We start from the raw sequence: 21,558 nt of genomic DNA, 5'->3' as shown, positions 1-21,558 counted from the left end.
TCTGTTCCCTCCTTACTTGCTCTTCACGATGGAACGGGCAATCGCGTTGACCACGAAGGTCAGAAGGAACAGCATGAGGCCTGCAGCGATGTAGGCGCCGGCACGCATCTCATTACCGAACTCCGCGGCCGCCAAGGCGATGGCGGTGGCGAAGGTGGTACCGCCATCGAACAGCGAGAAGCGGAAGTCGACCAACGGGGAGACAACCATGTACAGCGCCATGGTCTCACCCAGCGCGCGGCCCAGGCCCAGCATCGAGCCGGCAATATAGCCGGACATACCGAAGGGAAGGACCGTCATGCGAATAACTTCCCAGCGGGTGGCGCCGAGTGCCAAGGCAGACTCGATCTGGCCCGGAGGGGTCTGCACGAAGACCTCGCGGGCGGTAGCGGCGATAATCGGCAGGATCATCACTGCCAGCACGATGCCACCGGTGAGGACGTTGCGGCCCGTCGCAAAGTGCGGGGAGTTGTCATAGACCTTGAACAGGAAGAAGCCACCTGCCCAGGAGTGCAGCCACGTGTAGAAGCCGGACAATGCGGGGCCGAGAACCTGCCAGCCCCACAGGCCGTACACGATGGACGGCACGGCAGCGAGCATGTCGACGAGGAAGCCCAGCGGCTTCACCAGCTTGGCTGGTGCGTAGTTGGACAAGAAGATAGCAATACCGAGTGCCACCGGCATCGCGATGATGAGAGCCACGATGGAAATCAGCACGGTGTGGCCGAACATGGTGGGAATACCGAACTTCATTGCGTCGGTATCATTGGTTTCCCAACGCTCGCCGTAGGTGAAGAAACCTACGATGCCGCCCTCATTGACGGCAAGCGAGGGAACCGCTTGCCACACAAGGAAGACTGCGATGGCAGCGATCATCACCGTGATCAGCGTGGCGGACGCAGTGGACAGGAATTCAAAGACACGATCGCCCGGGCGCTTGACGCCCGTCTTAACGGCTGGGGTAGGGGCAGCGCCTGCGTCGGATGCATGCACGCTAGGACGAATCGCCGAAACGGCATCCTCCCTCGCGGATGACGCTGTGGTGAGATTATTGTCTGCCATGTGACTAGGGAATCCTTTTCAACGGGATCAATAAAAAATGCGGGACACGCTACCGCCCCCAAAGCGCTCGTTAACGGCGGATTGGGGGCGGAAGTGTGTATGTAAACGGCAACTACGGCACTAAGGCCCGCAGTTAACGCGCTTACTGGATAGCGTCGACAGCTGCCTTCAGGCGCTCGAGGTGGTCACCAGCAACCGGGATGAAGCCTGCGTTCTCCAGCTCGTCATTCTGGTTGTCCAGAACGGTGTTGAAGAATGCCTTCACCAGAGCGGAGGTTTCCTCATCGTAGCCAGCAGAGCAGACGATGTTGTAAGTGGTCAGGATGAGCGGGTAGGCGCCCTCGTCGTTGGAAGCAAAGAGCTTGTCGGAGTCAACAACCATGTTGTGCTCGGAGCCGGTGTCCTTGAAAGCAAGGTGGTCCAGAGCAACACCGACGGACTCAGCGTTGAGCTCAACCGGGCCGTTGCCGAAGTCAATCTTGGCAATCTTGACGCCATCGGCTTCCTTCTGGTGAGCGTAGCCAGCCTCAACGTAGGTGATAGCACCCTCGATGGAAGCGACCTGGTCAGCCACACCGGAGGAACCGTTAGCGCCCTCACCAACAGCATCCGGGAACTGCTTGCCCTCGCTGTCCCAGTTGCCGGTAGCGGCGGTCAGGAACTTCTGGAAGTTATCGGAGGTACCGGACTCATCAGAGCGGAAGATAACGGTGATGTTCTTGTCCGGCAGGTCGGTGCCCTCGTTCTCAGCCTTGATGGCGTCATCATTCCACTTGGTGATCTCGCCCTTGAAAATCTTAGCCAGGGTGTCGGTGGAGAGGTTGACCTCGGTGTCACCCAGGTTGTAGGCGATAGCAACCGGGCCGATGGTGGTCGGCAGGTGCCATGCATCGTTGCCCTCGCAACGCTCCTTAGCAGCCTCAACCTCACCCTTGTCCTCCTTCAGGGCGGAGTCGGAACCAGCGAAGTCAACGGTGCCACCGTTGAAGGCCTTCACACCAGCGCCGGAACCGGAGGAGGTGTAGGAGAAGTTAGCATCCGGGTACTCGTTCAGGAAGGCCTTCTCGAAGACGGACATTGCGGACTTCTGGGAGGAAGCGCCCTCACCAGAGAGGTCACCGGAGACCTCTACGGAGTCGGAGCCGCCATCGGCGGAATCAGACTCGTTGGACTCGGAGCAGGCAACGAGAGCGGTGGAGGTGGCGGCGACGATGCCGAAGATAGCGGCAGTGCGCTTGAAGTTGCGAATCACGGGGAACCTTTCCGGTACGGATACAAGAGAATGATTTTTCGAGGAAATCGCCCCCTACCCTCTCCAAAGGCAAGCGCGATTAACTCACGGGAAGTAAAGCTATATGGGGAGGGTTAACCCCACAGGGATCAAGAGGTGAACAATCGGTTAACTTGTACCAAAAGGCGGTGAGACTAGTCACTTTTCGCCCAGACGCAGTGCTCCTCCGCAGTACCAAAGCCGAGCTTCTCATAGGCCTTTACTGCCGGCTCATTGTCCGCCTCGACGTACAAGATGACCTTGTCCGCTCCTTTAGCCACCATGCGCTGCAAGCCAGCGGTGAGCAACGGGCCGCCGAGCCCGCGCCCGCGATAGGCCTCGCTCAGCCCCACAACATAGACCTCACCGAAGGCTGGGATGTCCTCCTCATGCCATTTCAGCCAGTGAAAGCCGGCCATTGTTGGGGCACTGTGCTCACCACCGTGCGAATCCCACAGGAAGAGCACGTCGGCCGGATCGAACCATTCGGCTTCCATCCCACGGTGTAGGCGCTCTAGGTCCCACCCACCTTGCTCTGGGTGCCAGGAAAAAGCCTCGTTGTTGGCTCGTAACCACTCCGCCTCGACGTACTCGCGCCCAAAACGCTCGACCGACTCCGTGTACGTGCAGATCTCTAGGCCTTCGACCTTTGCGGACGCTTCCTCCGCCGCGCGTAGGTCCCGTCCCTCAATAGCCATGACGAGCAGGCGCCTGACGACGTCCATCCCATTGCGCTTCGCCAGCGTCTGGGCGGCCGGGAGGTTGCCATGAGCCCAGATCTGGGGGGAGGTTGGGAGGGCGTCGACAAGCGCCTGCCCCACCCCGCGCCCGCGGTGTTCGACGTCGACGACGAGCTCTACCGTCTGCCCTTCGACGGCAGCCACACCTGTTATCTCACCGTCTTCGAGTGCGAGCAGGTGGCGGTGCCCAAGGCGACCATCTCGCAGGCCGACCACAAACTGCTCGGAGAACGGCGCATAACCATCGTGCGTTTCGGCGCGTGTGGCCAACTCCTCCACGCGCTGTGCCAAATCCGGATTCTGCGGCAGGGCAAAGGTCTCAATATTCATGTTTCCCAGCTTACGTGCGGTAGTAATAGAAGGGTGACCGTCATCTACCTCAGCCGCCCCGTCGTCCGACTCGCCGCCGTCGCGGGAGTGGTTCTGACCGCATGGCTGGCGGATTCCGCGGTGGCGATGCATGCCGAGCACACCGTGGCCCAGAAGGCGAAAGCCAGTTCCCAGCTGGAAAATAGCCCCAATGTGTACATCGGCGGCGTTCCTTTTACCCTCGGCGCTCTGACCAAAGAGGTTCCTTACCTCGAGGTCAACTCCTCCGATGTGGAGGTTCCCAAGCTCGGGATGGTCAACGCTTCCACGACGCTGCGCGATATCACCATTCGTCCCGAACAGCTCTTCAGCGGGGACCTAGAAGGTGCACCGGTCTCCACTTACACGCGCAGCATTAGCATCGACGGAGTAGCCCTCGGCCGCCTGCTGGGCATTACGGACCTATCCATCGCCAACCCCGATGACATGTCCCCCACCGGCGGCCCGTCTGCCGAAGCGGAGCTCACCGGCACGCTGCCAGGAGACACCACTAAGTCCACGGCGACGGTAACGCTGCGCCTCGTCGGTCCGGAGTTTCGCATGAGCGTCTACGGGACCGATGATGAACGCCTCAAAAAAGCGTTCGGGCTGGTCTTGGATACCCGTCAACTACCGTTGCCTGCCCAGGCCACCTCCGTGAAGCTGCACGGCGGTTCCATTACGTTCGAGGTGCAGCGCCGCAACATCACTTTGAAGACGGCGCAGCTCTCCCCTCTCGAAATCGATGGGTCGGAGGAAAAGGCCGTCGAGGATGCAGCGCAAAAGGCACAGGACACCGCCAACGAAGTAGGCAGCGCACCGACGACGCCGCCGAGTTGGCGTCAAAACTAGTTGATTCGAACGAGGTCGCGCAGGATCCTGCGCACGTTACGGTGTATGGGCGGGGCCGGATCGGTAGGAGCGAAGACTTCCAACGCGTCTGCCTCCGATTCCAGATGCACCTCCGTGAAGGTTCCCTCCGACTCTCCGTCTGCCTGGAAGCGGTGCGGCTTCGGGCACACCAAATCCACCTCGACGGCATCCTCAAAGTGCAGCGTTCGGGCATCCGTGACCTTATTCAGCCAGTGGCGGTGATCCACGCCAAAGAGGTGGAGCACGCCCACAAGACCATCAATGCCACCGAGGTCTGACACCCCGAAGAGGCCAAGGCCTTGGTCGAAAGAGTTGCGCGGATTCGTCACCACCGGCAGCGGTCCGAGGAAGGTCCACGGGTTGGTGTTCGAGGTGAACATGACGGGCACGTCATCAGCCGAGAAGGTGTCTCCCGAGCCGGAGCGCGCACGCACGCTAATGCGCGGTGGGCGAATGCGGGCGCGCTGATAGGCCTGAAAGGCCACGGCCAAATAGCGCAACGGGGTAGCTGCAAAGCCCATTTCCCGAGCACGGTCCACGCGAGCGAGCACGTCGGCATCCAATCCGAAACCAGCGTTGACCGCGAACCACCGGTCATTCCACACCCCCAAGGACACGGTGCGGCGCGTATTGCGTTCCAGCATCCGAGCCAGCACGTGGGCTGCCTCAACAGGAGTATTGGGGAAGCCGAGGGCACGGACGAAGACGTTGGCGGAGCCCGTGGGAATCACCGCGAGAGCCGGAATGTCCTGGGGGCTGGGACGTTCCGCGGAATCTGCGGGGCCTAACAGCCCGTTCACAATTTCGTTCACCGTGCCATCTCCCCCGAAAACCAAGATGACATCGAAGTCTTCCTTGGTCATGCCCCGCACCATATCCTCCGCGTGCCCCGGGTAATGCGTAAAGCGAGCAAGCAGCTGCAGCCCCTCCACGTCCCGAATGACGGGCAGAACCTCGCGGAAGAGGGCCGAATTCTGGCTCGTGGAGTTCGGGTTTGAGATCAGCAATGCGCGCATGACCCCCTAGACTACTGGAGCCTAGTGGTTTCCGCGGCGCCCCCACGACTACGCTGGGGCAGCATGAGCGAACAGACGAATAATGAGAATCACCCGGAAAACTCCCAGCCGGAGAACGGCAAGATTGATGGCAACGCAGCCGTCAACCAAGCCGCGGAAGCATGGAAGGATGCTGCCTCCCGCAACATCCCCACCGTTGATGTAGCAGAGAATCCTTTGCCCGATGAGACGGCAAACCTGCGTCAGGGTCCGTCGCTGCACGATGGACTCTTGGGGCTTCTCCCCCTCGTCGGCGTGTGGCAGGGCGAAGGCCAGGCCCACAGCGCCGACGGCGAGCAGTACGCCTTTGGCCAGCAGCTCATCATCGCCCACGACGGTGAGAACTACCTGACCTACACCTCCCGCACCTGGAAGATCGATTCCGAGGGCAACCCGGCGGGCCCGGACGTGCGCGAATCCGGATTCTGGCGCATCTCTCTCAAGGACGAGATTGAGATGACCTACACCTCCTCCAATGGTGTCAACGAGATCTTCTACGGCTCCCTGTTCAACGAGCGCGCTTGGCAGCTGGAGTCCGCCTCCACCATGGTGACGGAGACAGGCCCCGCCAACCTCGGCCCCGGCAAGCGCATGTACGGCCTGATGCCGAACAACAACTTGGGCTGGGTCGATGAGCGGCTTGTCGACGGCGAGATGCGCCCCTTCATGTCCGCCGAGCTCACCCGTGTGGCAGGCTAGCTAGCAGGCGAGCTAGCCGCATAAGGGAATCTAGCGGGCCAGGGCGGCGTCGATCAGCGCGCGTATTTCTTCTGCGTTCGCCGGCGCCTTGAGCTTCGTGTCATCGAGGCGCGTCACCCGCACCGCTGTGCGCACCGAGGAGACCAGCCACACCGAGTCAGCCTCCTCGAGGTAGCTCAGGTTGAGCTCCTTCGCCTTGCAGCGATATCCCTGTTCTGAGGCGTATTCAAACAGCGCGGCCTGCGTGGTTCCGGGGAGTATCCCCTTACCCGCGGGGGTGCGCAGCTTGGTTCCCTTAACCGCCACCACGGTTGAGGTAGCCCCCTCCAAGACCTGCCCCGTGTCGGGGTCGGTAAAGATCACATCATCAAATCCGCGCTCGCGGGCCAGCCGCAGTGTGGCCATGGTTGCCGCATAGTTCAACGTCTTGGCCGGCAGCTCCTCCGCCACCTGCCACAATCGCGGCGTACTCATGACCTTGACGCCCTTCGCACGCTGCGCCACCACATCCTCCGGGATTTCCTGAACCGCGACCCAGGCCGTGGGCACCCCGGTGGAGGCCCGGCCGCGGGTATAGGTCCACGTGCACTTGGCTTCGAGCGGCGATTCACCCGTGTCCCCCGCGCCGGCGGGGCCATAAAAATCGGCGATAGCCAGCGCGGTGGCTTCCTCCCACTTGTGCATCGGCGGCTCCGGCAAATTCAGAGCCTGGGCGGAGTGTCGGAAGCGCTCCGCGTGGCGGTGAAGGTTCGCCGCCTTGCCATCACGCACTAGAAGGGATTCAAAAATCCCGTCTCCGCGCGTGACCGCGGCATCATCCCAGTAGACCAACGGTAGGTTCGGCATGTGGCGCCGCACCGATCCCCCAAACGGCTCCACGACGTAGATGACCGGCTCTTTTCTGCACTGAAGGCTCATAGCCCCGATTATGCCCTACCATCGGAGGGCGTGAGTTACTCTTCGCCACTTCTTTCCCGGCCCGGAGCCGCTGAGTTCCAGGGCACCACGCTCGTCGATGTCTCCGGGGTCCCCTGGCACTACGGCACCCCCCTCGTCGAACAGCGCGCGGTGGAAACAGGTTCAGCCATCATCGACCGCTCCCATCGCCACGTCATCGCGGTTTCTGGGCCCGATGCCCAGGCCTTCCTGCATAACCTCCTGAGCCAAAAGCTCGATGACGTGGACGCCGGCTTTTCCGCAGGTGCCCTTGACCTCAATATTCAGGGCCACGTCCTGCACCACATGGATCTATCTTTCGACGGGGAAACCTTCTACCTCGATGTGCCGGCGGCGCAGTTCGAGTCTTTGCGAGATTTCCTCACCGCCATGGTGTTCTGGTCCCAGGTCACCGTAGAGGAAGCGGACGTGGCGGTCATCAGCGTGCTCGGTCAAGCGCTGGACAAACCTTCCACAGCTCTGGTGGAAAGGCCCGTGCACTGGCCGGGCTGCCCGCGCCAGGACTTCCTCGTGCCGCGGGACAAACTAGACGCAGCGGTGCAAGAGTTGGAGGCCCAGGGCGGAAGCTTAGCGGGGCTCATGGCTTTTACCGCCGAGCGCGTGCGGGCACGTGAGCCCGAACTAGCCGCAGATCTCGATGCAAAGACTATCGCCCACGAGGTTCCGCATTGGATCCGACGCAGCGAGGATCAGCCCGCGTTCGTTCACTTGGACAAGGGCTGCTACCGCGGGCAGGAGACCGTCGCGCGCGTAGAAAACCTTGGGCGCTCTCCCCGTTTATTGGTGCTGCTCTACCTCGACGGCTCCGCCCCGGAGCAACCGGAGAGCGGAGCGGATATCACGTCGGGCGGGCGTCGCGTGGGCAGGCTCGGCACCGTGGTGGAGGACTGTGAGTATGGCCCCATCGCGCTTGGTCTAGTAAAGCGCAGCGCCCTCGACCATGGAGAGCTGGCCATTGGTCCGGTAGCAGCATCGATCGAGCCGGATTCCATCCCTGTCGATGAGGGCCCGAAGGCCGGCCGTGCCGCTGTGGATCGCCTGCGCGGAAAATAGTGGCGTATTACACAATGGACTGTTTGCCGCAGGGTGGAGCACTTTTCAGCACACCGCTAGGGGGTAGTTCGGAATTTTTTCGTCACACAGGCTATGGTGTCTTACAGGAACATACACATATCTGACTAAGACGATGGGGCGGCCAAGAATCCCTGGACCGCCCTACACACCTCAAGGGGGTCATGCACATGGGACGCGGACGCGCCAAGGCAAAGCAGACCAAAGTTGCACGCCAGCTGAAGTACAATTCGCCCGAGATGGATCTGGATTCGCTCCAGCGTGAACTCGCCTCACAGAACTCCAAGCGCTCCAGCAATGAGGACGAGGATCAATACTCGGAGTACGCGGACTACGAGGACTATGCGGATCGCTGGGACTCGGACGAGTGGGATGAGGATGATTCCGAAGAGCGCTAAGCGCGTGAATCACTTCCCCATTCTGTACATGCACAGCACGTAAGCGAAGGGCCGGAGATGCCTCCCCTCTCAGTGAGGGGCGCCTCCGGCCCTGTTCCTTTTCTTCAGAACCTAGAACCCTGGGTGCTCGCCGGTCATGAGGACGCGCAGCTCGCCGTCTTCGGCGACGCGGACGGTGCCCAGCTCCCATGCCTCAACGTGGCGGGCGGTCATCATGGCCAACGCGCGCTCGCGGTCCTCCGGCGCAACGACGGCGATCATGCCAACGCCCATGTTGAAGGTCTTCTCCATTTCCTCGAGGGCAACCTTGCCCACTGAAGAGATGGTCTTGAAAATCTGGCCCGGAGTCCACGTCGAGCGGCTCACCTCAGCGGTCAGGCCCTCCGGGATCACGCGCTCGAGGTTGCCCGCGAGGCCACCGCCGGTGACGTGGCAGAAGGTCGACACCGCGCACTCAGATACCAGCGCCAGGCAGTCCTTGGCGTAGATGCGAGTAGGCTCCAAAAGCTCCTCACCGAGGGTGCGGCCCAGGTCTTCCATGTAGCCATCGAGCGGCAGGCCGGCCTGCTCCAGCAGCACGTAGCGCGCCAAGGAATAGCCGTTGGAGTGCAATCCAGAGGATTTCATGGCGATGAGCACGTCGCCATCGCGGACCTTGTCGGGGCCGAGCAGCTCATCAGCCTCTACAACACCAACCGCAGTAGCGGAAACATCATATTCATCCTTGCCCATGACGCCTGGGTGCTCAGCGGTCTCGCCGCCCAGCAGCGCTGCACCAGCCTGCACGCAGCCCTCGGCAATGCCCTTGACAATGTCCGCGACCTTTTCCGGAACAACCTCACCCACGGCGATGTAGTCCTGAAGGAAGAGCGGCTCGGCGCCGCACACGACGAGGTCATCCACGCACATGGCAACCAAGTCGATGCCGATGGTGTCGTGCTTATCCATGGCCTGAGCCACGGCCAGCTTGGTTCCCACGCCGTCTGACCCGGCCGCGAGAACCGGCTCCTTGTACTCGCCCAACTTAAACAGACCGGCGAAACCGCCAAGCCCGCCCATGACCTCTGGGCGGGAGGCGCGCTTGGCATGCGGGGTGATTAGCTCAACTGCGCGGTCGCCTTCCTCAATGTTGACGCCGGCGGCAGCATACGTGTTCTCGCTCATGAGTGACTTAGTCCTTATTCGTTAGTTGTCGTCGAGCCCTGCAGGGTACGCACGGCCTCAGCATTGGGGTTTCCGGCGGGCAGTCCAAGCGGGTACTCGCCATCGAAGCAGGCACAGCACAATTCGCTGCGGGGCTGCTCGGTGGCCGCCACCATCTCATCGGTGGAGACGAAGCCCAGCGAATCCGCACCAATCGCCGTGCAGATGGTCTGCGCCACCTCCTCCGGGTCATCGGAGGGGTTGGCATTAGCAATCAGTTCACCCGGGGAGGCGAAGTCGATGCCGTAGAAGCACGGCCACTTTACCGGCGGGGAGGCGATGCGCACGTGAACCTCGGCAGCGCCGGCTTCCCGCAGCATTCGGATCAACGCGCGCTGCGTGTTGCCGCGCACGATTGAATCATCCACCACCACGATGGACTTGCCGTCAATGACCTCCCGCAACGGGTTGAGCTTGAGGCGAATGCCCATCTGGCGCTGAGACTGCGTGGGCTGGATGAAGGTGCGGCCCACGTAGGAATTCTTGACCAAGCCATGTGCAAAGGTCAGCCCGGATTCGCGGGCGTAGCCCACAGCGGCCGGGTTGCCGGACTCGGGAACGGGGATCACCATGTCCGCGTCGGGCGCTGGGTACTGGCGCGCTAGGCGACGCCCAATTTCCACACGCGTGGCATTGACGGAGCGGCCTTTGATGTTTGTATCCGGACGCGCCAGGTAGACGTATTCGAAGACGCAGCCGTGGCGCTTGGTCTCTGCGAAGCGCTCGGAGCGAATACCGGTCTCATCAATAGCGACGAGCTCGCCGGGTTCAATCTCCCGGATGAACTGCGCGCCCACGATATCGAGGGCGCAGGTTTCGCTCGCCACCACCCAGCCGGTGCTAAGGCGGCCGAGGGCGAGCGGACGCACGCCGTGCGGATCGCGGGCGGCATACAGCGTGTGACCGTCGGTAAAGGTTAGGCAGTATGCCCCCTTGACCCTGGGCAACAGCTGCAGTGCCGAGTCGAAGACTGAATTATTTTCGCTGACGCCATCCGCCAACAAGATGGACAGGCACATGGAGTCCGAGACGGATTCTTCGTGCGGCTTGATGAGCCCGCGTTCCACGGCCTCGGCGCGCAGCTCCACGTAATTCACCAAGTTTCCATTGTGGCCGAGTGCAATGTCGACGCCGCTGGGCGACGTCCCAAACATCGGCTGCACATTCGACCATTCCTTGCCGCCCGCAGTGGAGTACCGCGTGTGGCCAACAGCCACGTTTCCGTGCAGAGAGGTCAGGATGGATTCATCGAAGACATTGGACACTAGGCCCATGTCTTTGAAGACCACGATGCGGTCATCATCCCCCACCGCGATGCCCGCGGCCTCCTGGCCGCGGTGTTGGAGGGCAAAGAGGCCGAAGTAGGTTAGCTTGGAAACCTCTTCGCCTGGTGCCCAGACACCGAAAACTCCGCATTCTTCGCGGGGCTCGGGATCCAGGCTGGGATCCGTCGACAGGGGCTTAGTTATGCTCTGGACGTGTTCAGCTACCACGGCGCTAATCCTAGCCGTTCCGGCCAGTGAAAACTAACGGAATCACGGGCAAGTAGGCAGCAATCTCGTGGGCACGGGAGCCGGAGGCGTCCACACGGCCGTCGCCAAGCGCCTGCTCCCACCCCATGGCACCCGTAGCCAGCTGCAGCCACGTCAGGGGATCCATCTCCACCACGTTCGGAGGGGTGCCCCGGGTATGGCGAGGCCCGGCGATACACTGCACTGCCACGAATGGGGGGACCCGCAGCTCCACGGAGTGGCCCGGCGCGTCTGCCTCCACCAGGCGGGCCGTGGTGCGTGTAGCGGCCGCAAGCGCAGCGCGACCTGGTTTTTCCGCCCCTTGAGGATCGTGGATCCACTCCGCCACTGCTTCGACGGCGGCGCGGGCCGTGGCGGCATCAACGGCCTTCTTCATCTGGTCACCACGCTCCCTGATACTTTGTTATCCATGTCACCAACCATGCCATCAAGCTCGTCGGAAGAAAAGAAGTCCGTTCCCCACGAGAAATCCCCTTCCCTCACCCTGCGGTTTATGGCCGCCCCCACCGATCTCACCATCGCCGGCGCCCAGGGCATCGGCGGCGGCCGCGTCCTGGAATGGATCGATAAGGCCGCCTATGCGTGCGCGGTTCAATGGTCCGGTACCTACTGCGTGACTGCCTACGTGGGCCATATTCACTTCACGCGCCCCATCCCCTCAGGCCACCTCGTGGAGGTGCGCTCGCGCATCGCGATGACGGGGCGCTCCTCCATGCACATCGTCAACGAGGTGCTTTCCGCCGACCCGCGCGATGGCATTTTTACTCGCGCGTGCGACTGCCTCGTCATCTTCGTGGCCAAAGACACGGAAACCGGTAAGTCGGTCGCCGTGCCGCCGCTGGTTCCGGACACCGTGGAGCACCAACGCGTGTGGGAAGCCGCGGAATCCCGCATCGAGCTGCGCCAAGCCATCGAAGCGGAGATGGAAAAGCAGACTTATGATGGCCCTTCCGATGCCCCTCGAATGGTCACCCGCTTCTTGGCAAAGCCGACCGACGTCAACTGGGGCGGCAATGTCCACGGTGGTACGGCCATGGAATGGATTGATGAGGCCGGCGCTGCCTGCACCATGGAGTGGTCAGGCGAGCACACGGTGGCGGTCTATGCCGGTGGTATTCGCTTCTACCGGCCTATCCATATTGGAGACCTCATCGAGGTAGATGCCCGTATGATGCGCACGGATACCCGCTCGATGCAGATGTCGATCCACGTCCGCTCGGGTAACCCGCGCGGTGGCCGCGAGAAACTAGAAACCGCCATCCACGCCACTGTGGCCTACATGGGTATGGACGCTGACTGGCAGCCGCTCGCCGCCCGCCAGTTTGTCCCCCGCACCGAAGAAGACAAGCGCCTGTGGGAGCACGCCGGTATTCTCCGCGGCCTGCGCGGCAAGTACTCCCCGAAGCCGCTGGTGGTGGCGCCACAGCACCAGCACGTGGATTAGCCGCTGGATTAGCCTATGGCTAATCCAGCACCACGCAGCTAGTTCAGAGGCTCAACCCGGCACGCCACGTGGAGGGTGCTCGGATCCTTGGCTTTGCGCAACGTGACGTCGCGCGCTCCGACCTCAGTGTTTGTAGCGACGCGCGCTCCGATCTCAGTGTTTGTGGCGACACTCGGAGCCACAAATACGCCCGTCGTCGCCGGAAGGATGACCGGCTTGTAGAAATCCGCGCTGATGCGAACAGCACGTGGAAGGGTTCCGTCGAGCACCGACAGCATGCGAGCGTGCGTGTACATGCCGTGCGCGATGGGTGCAGGGAAACCGAAGAGCTTGGCACCCACCGTGGACACGTGAATGGGGTTCTTATCGCCCGATGCCGCGGCATAGACGCGGGTGCTTTCGGGGCTAAAGCGCAGCGTTGCCGTAGGCGTTCCCACCTCATCGCCGGGGAAGTCGAGGAAGCGCTCGGCCTCCGGACGTGTTCTCACTTGACGCGGAGTGTCCTTCGTAAACTTCGCCCCTTGGCCAAGGAAGACTGATGTCTGGCGCCAGATCTCCTCGCCGTCAACGCTGTAAGTGGTCACCATATCGATGACCAACCCTTTGCGGTGCGGGCGCAGGTTTTCCGCGTGCACGGCGATGTTACAACGCTCGTCGACGCGCAGCGGGCGTTTCTGCTCGATGCGGTTGGACAGATGCACCACGCCCACGGCTGGGAAAGGAAAGTCCTGGGCGGCCATCACCTTGATGGCAAGCGGGAAGGCCAGCGCATAGAGATAGGTAGCAGGCAGCTCGTTGCTCAGGCGCAGGCCCGTGGCCTGGCAGTAGCGGGCCAGGTGCTCGGTGTCGACGCCCACGCTGTCGACGCGGTACGCGGTCTGCGGGTCCTCAACCTTGCGCTTGCCCGCCCCCAGCCCAGGGATGGGCACCGCGCCCACCATGAGGGAGCGGTAAAGGGCGGGCAGATCAGGAATCTCGTTGACAGTGATGACGTTCATTTATGCTCCCATGAGGTTCTGGCCGCACACGCGGACGGTGTTGCCGCTCACCGCGGCGGACGCCGAAGCAGCAAAGAAGGCGACGGTCTCCGCGACGTCGACAGGCAAACCACCTTGCTGCAGTGAGTTCAGACGGCGGCCGATTTCGCGCGGGCCGGTCGGCATCGCCGCAGTCATGGCGGTTTCGATGAATCCGGGGGCAACAGCGTTGATGGTGGAGCCGTTCTCTGCCAAGACGGAGCGCAAGGAGTCAACGAGCCCGATGATGCCTGCCTTCGTCGTGGCGTAGTTGGTCTGGCCGCGGTTGCCGGAAATACCGGCCATGGACGACACACCAATTACGGCCGCGCCCGGTGCGAGGGCACCGGATTCGAGGAGATTCTCGGTAATGCGTACCGGTGCCAGCAGGTTAACAGCAAGGACAGCGTCCCACTGCCCCTCGTTCATGTTGGCCAGCAGCTTGTCGCGGGTGATTCCAGCGTTGTGGACGATGACGTCGAGGGCCGGTCCGTGGCGTTCCTGCGCATGCTGGGCAATCTTGTCCGCCGCGTGAGGATCAGTGACGTCGAGAGGCAGCGCGGTGCCTTTGACCTTGTTCGCGGTCTTCGCCAGGTGTTCGCTAGCTTGCGGGACGTCGATACAGATGACGCTAGCACCGTCGCGGGCCAGCACCTCGGCGATGGTAGCGCCAATGCCGCGAGCAGCACCGGTGACCACCGCGAGGCGCCCGTCGAGCGGCTTCTCCCACTTCGGCGACTCACCGCCGCGTGCGGGGGAACCCTCACTCTGCGCGCCCACGCGGACCACCTGGCCATCCACGAAGGCCGACTTCCCGGAGAGGAAGAAGCGGAGGGTGGACTCCACCTCCGCGGTGGCCGCAGGATCTACCCACACCAGGTTCACAGTGCCACCCTTGCGCATCTCCTTGGCCAAGGAGCGCGTAAAGCCTTCGAGTGCGCGCGCGGTAATGCGGGCGTCGATGGTATCTGCAGCCTCCGGGGCGGTGCCGACAACCACGAGGCGCGCGCACGGCAGAAGGTTGCGCATCTGCGGGTTGAAGAAGTCATACAGCTCGCGCAACTGCTCCGGAGTCTCTAGGCCGGTGGCGTCGAAGACGAGGGCAGCGCGCTTCGCCTCTGCCGAAAAGTTGATGACCTGGTAGTCCACGGCTAGCTGGGAGCGCAGGAAGTCTGCGATGCGTCCCTGACCGCCGATGACGATAGGACCATCGAGCGCCGGTTCCCCAGCCTTGTGACGGCGCAGGGGGTGGCCTTGGGGTACTCCTGCTTTGGCGGCGAGCGGTGAGTTGATGAGCTTCTCGGCAATGGTGACGTGCGGCATAAGGTGACGCATTCCTTTCTGGGATCTTCGCAACCTTGCGAGCATTATTTCGCTAGTTGCAAGGCCCGTTAATTGAGTGATAGAACTAACAATATCACCTTAGTTGTGATGCGAAACGCTCGGTGGGATTTCCACCCCTCCCACTGGGGCGATTCGCACCAGACCACTCGCGAAGGAGTTTTTGATGACCAACCCCCCGCACCGCGTAGCCATCCTGGGTGGCAACCGCATTCCCTTTGCTCGCTCCAATAAGCAGTACGCTCACGCGTCCAACCAAGATATGCTCACCAGTGCGCTCGACGGCCTCGTGGCGCGCTACGGGCTTCACGACGAACGCCTCGGACTCGTCGCCGCCGGTGCCGTGCTCAAGCACTCCCGCGATTTCAACCTCACCCGCGAGTCGGTCCTCGGTTCCGCGCTCGACTCGACCACTCCAGCACTCGACATGCAGCAGGCTTGCTGCACCTCCCTGGCGGCAGCTATCCACGTCGGTGATGCCATTGCCCAGGGCCGAATCTCCGCCGGCATCGCAGGAGGCACGGACACCACCTCGGATGCCCCACTGGCCGTCAATGACACCCTGCGCCGCACGCTGCTCAACCTCACCCGCGCCAAGACCGCCGCTCAGCGCGCCCAGCTCATCGGTTCCATCCGACCCTCGCAGTTAGCCCCGGAGCAGCCGCAGAACGGCGAGCCGCGCACCGGATTGTCCATGGGAGATCACGCCGCCATCACCGCCCGCGAAATGAACGTGAGCCGCGAAGCCCAGGACGAGCTGGCACTCGCCTCCCACCAGAACCTCCATCAGGCCTGGGAAGAGGGCTTCTTCGATGACCTCACCACCGGATTCCTCGGCGTCAACCGCGATACCAACCTGCGCCCGGATTCCTCCCTGGAGGCCCTAGCCAAGCTCAAGCCGGTCTTCGGCAAGCGCGATGCCGAACAGCACGGCACGCAGGCCACCATGACCGCAGGCAATTCCACACCGCTGACCGACGGCGCCTCCGTCGCCCTGCTTAGTTCCGAAGAATGGGCAGCCGAGCACAATATCGAGCCCCGAGCCTTCCTCGTGGACTCGGAGACCGCGGCGGTCGACTTTGTCCACGGCCCCGACGGGCTTCTCATGGCCCCCACATACGCGGTCCCGCGCCTGCTGGAGCGCAACAACCTGTCGCTACAGGACTTCGACTTTTACGAAGTCCACGAGGCCTTCGCCTCCCAGGTACTCGCCACCCTGGCCGCATGGGAGGACGAGACCTACTGCCGCGAGCGCCTCGGCCTGCAGTCTGCGCTGGGCCCCATCGACCGCGCCAAGCTCAACGTCAAGGGCTCCTCCCTTGCCGCTGGGCACCCCTTCGCCGCCACCGGCACCCGCATCCTCGCCACCACCGCCAAGATTCTCGAAGAAAACGGTGGCGGGCGCGCCCTCGTCTCCATCTGTGCGGCCGGTGGACAGGGTGTTGCAGCCATCGTCGAGCGTTAAGAAACTTCCCCCAGAAAGGAACCCCACCATGGCACTCACCAAGTCCTCCTCGGACACGAAACCCGTCTCACCAGAACTCAACAATCAAGCCACGACCGACGCCCCCAAGGCCGAGGCCCGCAGCCCGCACCGCCTGCCCACCACCCCGAAGCCTTCCGTGGCCACCGAACTGGCTGCGCTTCTCGACGGCCCCCACGCCGCCTTCCGCCAGGAGCTGCGCACCTTCCTCAACGACCCTTCGCTCTTCCCGAAGCCGGACCTGCCGATGGCGGAGCAGCGCCAGCACACCTTTGACAACCTCTCCAAGGTCCGCGACTTCGGCGGTTTCAACCACGGCCTGCGCCGCGCCAACGGCGGTTCCGGGAAGCCGAACCTGTCCACCTTCACCCTGGAGGGCCTAGCCTGGGTTGATGGTTCACTGGCTATTAAGTCCGGCGTGCAGTGGGGCCTGTGGGGCGGCGCCCTGGATCAGCTCGGCACCGAACGCCACCTCGAGTGGGTCAAGAAAGCCGCCAGCCTGGAGCTGCCAGGCTGCTTCGCTATGACCGAGCGCGGCCACGGCTCCGACGTGCAGTCCCTGGAAACCACCGCCACCTTCGACCCGGAGACCAACGAGTTCGTCATCAACACCCCCTCCGATTCCGCGGTGAAGAACTACATCGGCAACGCCGCCAAGGACGGCCGTGCGGCCGTCGTCTTCACCCAGCTCATTACCCCGGACAGCGATGGCCGCTCCCACGGCGTCCACGCCATCATCGTCCCTATCCGCGATGAAGAAGGCAACGAGCTACCAGGCGTCACCCTGGGCGATCATGGCCACAAGGGTGGTTTGGTGGGCGTCGACAATGGCACCCTGCGCTTCGACAACGTCCGCGTGCCGCGCGAGAACCTCCTCAACCGCTTCGCCGATGTGGACGAAAATGGCAGGTACACCTCCCCCATCGAGTCCAAGAATGCCCGCTTCTTCACCATGCTGGGTACGCTTATCCGCGGTCGCATCGGCGTCTCCGGTGCGGCGGGCGCAGCCACCGAGGCCTCCCTGGACATCGCCATCCGCTACGCCAACCGCCGCCGCCAGTTTGAGGGCGCGACCGGCGCTGAGAAGCGCCTCATCGAGCACCGTCAGCACCGCCGCCGCTTGCTCATCCCGCTGGCCCGCACGTACGCGCTGCACCTGCTCTACAACCAGATTCTGGAGCGCTACCAGGAGCAAAACGACCAGCACGAGGCCGGCACGTGGTCCGTCACGGAGCCGACCGAAGAGCAGAAGTTCGCCTCCCGCGAGATGGAATCCTTGGCCGCGGCCATCAAAACTGCGCAGACCCAGCACGCCACTCGCACCATCCAGGAATGCCGCGAAGCTTGTGGCGGCGCTGGCTACATGTCGGAGAACCGCCTGACTACCTACCGTGCCGACTCCGATGTCTTCGCCACTTTCGAGGGCGATAACACCGTGCTCATCCAGATGGTGGGCAAGAACCTGCTCACCGCCTACGGCCGCGCGATGAATGACATGAGCCCGTGGGACACCGTGAAATACGCGGCCTCCACCGCCACCGATGTGGTTCGTCGCCGCTACGGGTTCACCACCCGTCTGCAAGGCCTGGTGGACCGCGTGAACCCCTCCGAAGCTTCGCTTTTCGACGCCACCTACCAGGCCAAGCTGATCGACGACCGTGCCCAGTCCATCCTCTTCTCCCTCGTGCGCCGCATCCAGCCGGCCCGCAAGGCCGATAAGGTGCAGGCCGCCGCCATCGTGGATCAGTGCCAGGATCACCTCATCGCCGCCGGCTGGGCCCGCGTGGATACCTTGTTGGTCCAGGCCATGATTGAGGCAGAGGAGCGTCTTGAGGAAGGTTCGCTGGCACGCCAGGTCTTTGAGCAGCTGCGCCACCTCTTCGTCTTCGACACCTTGGTCCAGCACGCGGGCTGGTACCAGGAACACAACCTGATCCCGGCAGGCCGGATCAAGGCCGCCCGCGCCGCCATCAACGACCTCGTGGATTCGCTGGCACCGTGGTCCGTCGTGCTCGTCGATGCCTTCGGCGTTCCGCCTGAGGTACACAACATCCCGATGCTGACCGAGGCCGGAGTGGATCCGCTCCACGTCTAGTCACTCCACGCATAGTGAGGGCACTTTCGCCATCTGGCGGGGTGCCCTCCCTAGTTTTCTGAAAGTAGCGATAGGGGCTGGTTACTCTCTGAGCTATGACCACACAGCATCCGATGTTCTCCAGTTCCTTCCCACCCGCCGATGATCTCCTTGAGCCAAGTCCGCTTCGCAATGACATCGCATTGCGCCTCTGCCACGGCGAATCTCGCCAGGACATCCACAACGACTACATTGAAGTCCTCGATGACCCCTCCGAATGGGAGGCCAGCTACGAGGAACCTTATCCAGAGGATTTTGACACCATCATCGACGAAGTCGCCGCAGAATACGGCCGGCTGGTCACAGAAAAGTCGGAGGATGTTAAGCGCCTCGAAGCCCTGCGCGAGGAGCTTGCTCAGCGCGATATCTCCTTCACGTTCAACGAGGCCTGGGATCTCTCAGACGGCGTCTGGGTAGGCTCCAAGCTCGCTGAGAAGGAAGGCCGCAGCGGCTATGCCTACTGCCACCGACAGGACATCAGCCGAGTTATTTACGACGGCGAGCTGTACTTCGGTTTCTCCGCGATGGAGGAAAACGAAGAAGCAACCATCAAGGTCGGCGAGCAACTCGTCGAGGCCCTGCGCGCCGTGGGCTTTGATCCCGAGTGGAATGGCTCGACGACAGCGCGCGTTCTGTGCCAGGACGTCGCTCTCGAATTCCCCCTCGCCGAAGATCTCACCGATGCCGAGTAAATAGCCCCACAACGCTAGCCCTGTATAGGGCTAGCCCGCCACAACCATCCAGATGGCTACCATGTGCACCACCGCCGCGGCGATCGTCGCGGTGTGGAAGTGTTCGTGGTAGCCATACCAGCGCGCATTACGCCCCGGCCACTTGAAGCCGTACATCAACGCACCCAGCGAGTACACCACCCCACCTGCGAACAGCAGCCACACTACAGCCGGCCCCGCGGACTGCCACAGGTTTGGCAGCAGCGGCAGAATGAGCCAGCCCAGGACGAGGTAGACCACCACATCCAACCACCGCGGATGATTGATCCACACCAAATTCAAGACCACGCCCATGATGGCGCCCACCCACGCCGCAGTTAGCATCCATAGCGCCTGCGTCGGCTCCAGCACGATGGCGCACAGCGGCGTGTACGTCGCCGCGATAAACACAGAAATCGTCGCGTGGTCAGCACGCCGCCACCATTGCACCGCGCGCATCGATACCCACGGCCAGCGGTGGTACAGGGCTGAGACCGTAAAGAGCCCCACCACTCCCACGCCGTAGACCGTCACCGCGAGACCCTGCCACCACGGCAACGTCATCCACCCAAAGGTAATGAGGACGGTCGATGCGATGAGGGAAGCAATCGCGGCAAAGAAATGGCCCCAGCCGCGCGTCAGTGGACGCGGACCACGGTCCGCCATCCAATAGGTGCGCTGGATGAGCTGCTCCATCGTGCTGTGTTCGCGCATAGAGCTGTCTTCAACTGGAAACTCTTGCGGGGAGGATATGTGAGCACTGGGTGCGTTCATAGTGAGGGCCCTTGCCTTGTCTGAAATGAGGGTCATGCGAATAACGCATTCACCCTCAAAACTTACGTACCCGTAACTATACGGCGGGGCGCTGCAGCGGACAAGGGCTAAGCGAAAGCTACCGCCAGGTTTTCTGCCGCTATGTGCAGTTCGAAGGCGCCGACAAAGTAAACTTCACTATTTGTGTTTTCCTATGTCTCAGTTCCTCGCCGCACCGCGACGTTGCTCGCGGCCGTCATGGTGGCGCTGGGGGCGGCGTCGGCAGGCGTCGGCTCCGCTTCCGCTCAGTCCAGCACGATCGGCGAGGTTTCCTCGCGCGTGACCAACCCGCAGCCCTGGCTGGGCGACGAGCCTTTCATCACCTCACAGCGCCACATGGGCGGCAACCACTGGGTGGTGGACGTGTGGTCCCCGGCCAACCGTGCGGTGATTTCCAATAACGTCCTGCTCCCCGAGGGCGATAAGCCGCGCCCCTCCTTCTACCTGCTGCCCGGCGTGGAGGGCGGCCAGGCGGGCATGAACTGGATGACGCACACCGATATTCGCCAATGGGCCGTGGGCAAGAACGTCAACGTGGTGATGCCACTCGGCGGCGCCTATTCTCTCTACACCGATTGGGATAACGAGGATCCCATCTTGGGCGTCAACAAGTGGAACACCTACATGACCACTGAGTTGCCCCCGCTGATCGACGCCGAATTCCACGGCACCGGCCGCGATGCCATTGGTGGTGTTTCCTCCACCGGCGGTGCTGCACTCGACATCGCCGGCCACGCCCCACAGCGCTACAAGGCCGCGGCCTCCTACTCCGGCTGCCCGGTGCGCTCCGGCGCGATTGGCTTCCCCACTTCCACCGCGATGATGGCCTACGGCGGCGGCTCCTCCTTCAACGCGTGGGGCCTGCCGGGCTCCCCGCAGTGGTTCGACCACGACCCCAACGCTAATCCCGGCCGCCTTCGCGACGTCGAGGTCTTCGTGGGCTCGGCCTCCGGCACCCCGGGCCCCATCGATGGCACGAACAAGCCCAGCCAGTGGCTCGGGCCCCGCGCGATAGAGATGGTGGCCAACCACTGCTCGGAGGAATTCACCCGCAACGCCCGCAACGCCGGGGTGCGCGTGAACCGTTACTTCAGCCCCCAAGGCTCGCACACCTTCGGCCTCTTCTCTCACCAGATGAAGCTGAGCTGGGACCAGACCATCGCCCGCACCATCGGTGCTTAAGTAATAACAGGTTGCCGCCTCACTTCGGGCGATGTCCCCGATGCACCCTAATTTCACAGAGCCTCGGATGAACAACTAGACCTTCAACGTGCACGTCTACCTGAAAAGTGGGATTGACGCATTTCAAGGTCCTGCGGTAAAATGCTGGTTAATAGTTCAGCCCGCCCGGTTTCTCTTCGGAAACTCGGAGTGGGCTGGATCTCTATTTACGCCGTTCCGCCGAACCG

The 21,558-nt window shown here is 62.6% G+C and carries 20 protein-coding genes; 9 read left to right on the top strand and 11 right to left on the bottom strand.

Annotated features, from left to right (window positions below; all coding sequences use genetic code 11):
• Positions 1-12 precede the first annotated feature (12 nt).
• The 3 genes from pstC to mshD form a co-directional block, all read right to left on the bottom strand.
• Positions 13-1,062: a phosphate ABC transporter permease subunit PstC gene (pstC, locus tag HMPREF3009_RS04055; RefSeq protein WP_046649302.1), complete on the bottom strand. Its 1,050-nt coding sequence runs from the start codon at positions 1,060-1,062 to the stop codon at positions 13-15.
• 142 nt (positions 1,063-1,204) lie between these two features.
• Entirely contained in the window at positions 1,205-2,314 is a 1,110-nt protein-coding gene (pstS, locus tag HMPREF3009_RS04050; RefSeq protein WP_070516633.1) for a phosphate ABC transporter substrate-binding protein PstS, read from the bottom strand.
• Between the two features lie 173 nt (positions 2,315-2,487).
• Complete coding sequence (gene mshD, locus HMPREF3009_RS04045) at positions 2,488-3,402, bottom strand: mycothiol synthase (protein ID WP_049157157.1); 915 nt, start codon at positions 3,400-3,402, stop codon at positions 2,488-2,490.
• Between the two features lie 33 nt (positions 3,403-3,435).
• Here mshD and HMPREF3009_RS04040 point away from each other — a divergent pair, with 33 nt between their 5' ends.
• A complete protein-coding gene (locus tag HMPREF3009_RS04040) occupies positions 3,436-4,272 on the top strand; it encodes an LmeA family phospholipid-binding protein (RefSeq protein WP_046649304.1) in 837 nt (278 codons plus the stop codon).
• Here HMPREF3009_RS04040 and HMPREF3009_RS04035 read toward each other — a convergent pair.
• Positions 4,269-5,309, bottom strand: a complete 1,041-nt coding sequence (locus HMPREF3009_RS04035; protein WP_049157159.1) for a diacylglycerol/lipid kinase family protein — start codon at positions 5,307-5,309, stop codon at positions 4,269-4,271. The genes HMPREF3009_RS04040 and HMPREF3009_RS04035 overlap by 4 nt on opposite strands.
• A 63-nt stretch (positions 5,310-5,372) precedes the next feature.
• Here HMPREF3009_RS04035 and HMPREF3009_RS04030 point away from each other — a divergent pair, with 63 nt between their 5' ends.
• Positions 5,373-6,047 carry a heme-binding beta-barrel domain-containing protein gene (locus tag HMPREF3009_RS04030; protein WP_049157161.1) on the top strand — a complete coding sequence of 225 codons (675 nt, stop codon included), beginning with the start codon at positions 5,373-5,375 and terminating at the stop codon, positions 6,045-6,047.
• A 30-nt stretch (positions 6,048-6,077) separates the two neighbouring features.
• Here HMPREF3009_RS04030 and HMPREF3009_RS04025 read toward each other — a convergent pair whose 3' ends face one another.
• Positions 6,078-6,965 carry an aminodeoxychorismate lyase gene (locus HMPREF3009_RS04025; protein WP_070680172.1) on the bottom strand — a complete coding sequence of 296 codons (888 nt, stop codon included), beginning with the start codon at positions 6,963-6,965 and terminating at the stop codon, positions 6,078-6,080.
• A 30-nt stretch (positions 6,966-6,995) separates the two neighbouring features.
• Here HMPREF3009_RS04025 and HMPREF3009_RS04020 point away from each other — a divergent pair, with 30 nt between their 5' ends.
• Both HMPREF3009_RS04020 and HMPREF3009_RS04015 read left to right on the top strand, forming a co-directional pair.
• A complete protein-coding gene (locus HMPREF3009_RS04020; RefSeq protein ID WP_070680169.1) occupies positions 6,996-8,057 on the top strand; it encodes a CAF17-like 4Fe-4S cluster assembly/insertion protein YgfZ in 1,062 nt (353 codons plus the stop codon).
• 188 nt (positions 8,058-8,245) lie between these two features.
• Positions 8,246-8,473 carry a DUF3073 domain-containing protein gene (locus tag HMPREF3009_RS04015; RefSeq protein WP_049157167.1) on the top strand — a complete coding sequence of 76 codons (228 nt, stop codon included), beginning with the start codon at positions 8,246-8,248 and terminating at the stop codon, positions 8,471-8,473.
• Between the two features lie 111 nt (positions 8,474-8,584).
• On the opposite strand, the gene purM is transcribed toward HMPREF3009_RS04015, so the two are convergent.
• From purM to HMPREF3009_RS04000, 3 genes are read right to left on the bottom strand one after another with little or no spacing between them, the layout of a single operon-like run.
• Positions 8,585-9,637 carry a phosphoribosylformylglycinamidine cyclo-ligase gene (gene purM, locus HMPREF3009_RS04010; protein ID WP_070680166.1) on the bottom strand — a complete coding sequence of 351 codons (1,053 nt, stop codon included), beginning with the start codon at positions 9,635-9,637 and terminating at the stop codon, positions 8,585-8,587.
• Between the two features lie 14 nt (positions 9,638-9,651).
• Complete coding sequence (purF, locus tag HMPREF3009_RS04005; RefSeq protein WP_070680164.1) at positions 9,652-11,169, bottom strand: amidophosphoribosyltransferase; 1,518 nt, start codon at positions 11,167-11,169, stop codon at positions 9,652-9,654.
• A gap of 10 nt (positions 11,170-11,179) precedes the next feature.
• Positions 11,180-11,584: a sterol carrier family protein gene (locus tag HMPREF3009_RS04000; protein WP_070511032.1), complete on the bottom strand. Its 405-nt coding sequence runs from the start codon at positions 11,582-11,584 to the stop codon at positions 11,180-11,182.
• Between the two features lie 33 nt (positions 11,585-11,617).
• Between HMPREF3009_RS04000 and HMPREF3009_RS03995 the strand changes: the two genes are divergently transcribed.
• On the top strand, positions 11,618-12,652 hold the full coding sequence (locus HMPREF3009_RS03995; RefSeq protein WP_046649311.1) for an acyl-CoA thioesterase: 1,035 nt from the start codon (positions 11,618-11,620) through the stop codon (positions 12,650-12,652).
• Between the two features lie 38 nt (positions 12,653-12,690).
• Here the strand turns inward: HMPREF3009_RS03995 and HMPREF3009_RS03990 are convergent, their stop codons facing one another.
• Positions 12,691-13,650: a MaoC/PaaZ C-terminal domain-containing protein gene (locus HMPREF3009_RS03990; RefSeq protein WP_070680161.1), complete on the bottom strand. Its 960-nt coding sequence runs from the start codon at positions 13,648-13,650 to the stop codon at positions 12,691-12,693.
• Entirely contained in the window at positions 13,651-14,991 is a 1,341-nt protein-coding gene (locus tag HMPREF3009_RS03985) for a 3-oxoacyl-ACP reductase (protein ID WP_070680158.1), read from the bottom strand.
• 184 nt (positions 14,992-15,175) lie between these two features.
• Here HMPREF3009_RS03985 and HMPREF3009_RS03980 point away from each other — a divergent pair, with 184 nt between their 5' ends.
• From HMPREF3009_RS03980 to HMPREF3009_RS03970, 3 genes are all read left to right on the top strand, one after another.
• Positions 15,176-16,474, top strand: coding sequence for an acetyl-CoA C-acetyltransferase (locus HMPREF3009_RS03980; RefSeq protein WP_070680155.1), 1,299 nt, complete (start codon positions 15,176-15,178; stop codon positions 16,472-16,474).
• A gap of 28 nt (positions 16,475-16,502) precedes the next feature.
• A complete protein-coding gene (locus HMPREF3009_RS03975; RefSeq protein WP_070680152.1) occupies positions 16,503-18,587 on the top strand; it encodes an acyl-CoA dehydrogenase family protein in 2,085 nt (694 codons plus the stop codon).
• Between the two features lie 95 nt (positions 18,588-18,682).
• On the top strand, positions 18,683-19,318 hold the full coding sequence (locus tag HMPREF3009_RS03970; protein WP_049157184.1) for a DUF6891 domain-containing protein: 636 nt from the start codon (positions 18,683-18,685) through the stop codon (positions 19,316-19,318).
• 30 nt (positions 19,319-19,348) lie between these two features.
• Here HMPREF3009_RS03970 and HMPREF3009_RS03965 read toward each other — a convergent pair whose 3' ends face one another.
• The gene (locus HMPREF3009_RS03965) at positions 19,349-20,050 is read right to left on the bottom strand and encodes a PAQR family membrane homeostasis protein TrhA (RefSeq protein ID WP_046649317.1); all 702 of its coding nucleotides are present in this window, start codon (positions 20,048-20,050) and stop codon (positions 19,349-19,351) included.
• Between the two features lie 243 nt (positions 20,051-20,293).
• Here HMPREF3009_RS03965 and HMPREF3009_RS03960 point away from each other — a divergent pair, with 243 nt between their 5' ends.
• Positions 20,294-21,331 (top strand): alpha/beta hydrolase, encoded by a 1,038-nt coding sequence (locus tag HMPREF3009_RS03960; RefSeq protein ID WP_046649318.1) that lies wholly within the window; start codon positions 20,294-20,296, stop codon positions 21,329-21,331.
• Positions 21,332-21,558: the final 227 nt, after the last annotated feature.

The sequence above is a fragment of the Corynebacterium sp. HMSC034H07 genome (assembly GCF_001815175.1).
Classification (GTDB): Bacteria; Actinomycetota; Actinomycetes; order Mycobacteriales; family Mycobacteriaceae; genus Corynebacterium; species Corynebacterium hiratae.
This window is presented reverse-complemented; position numbering and strand designations above follow the sequence as displayed.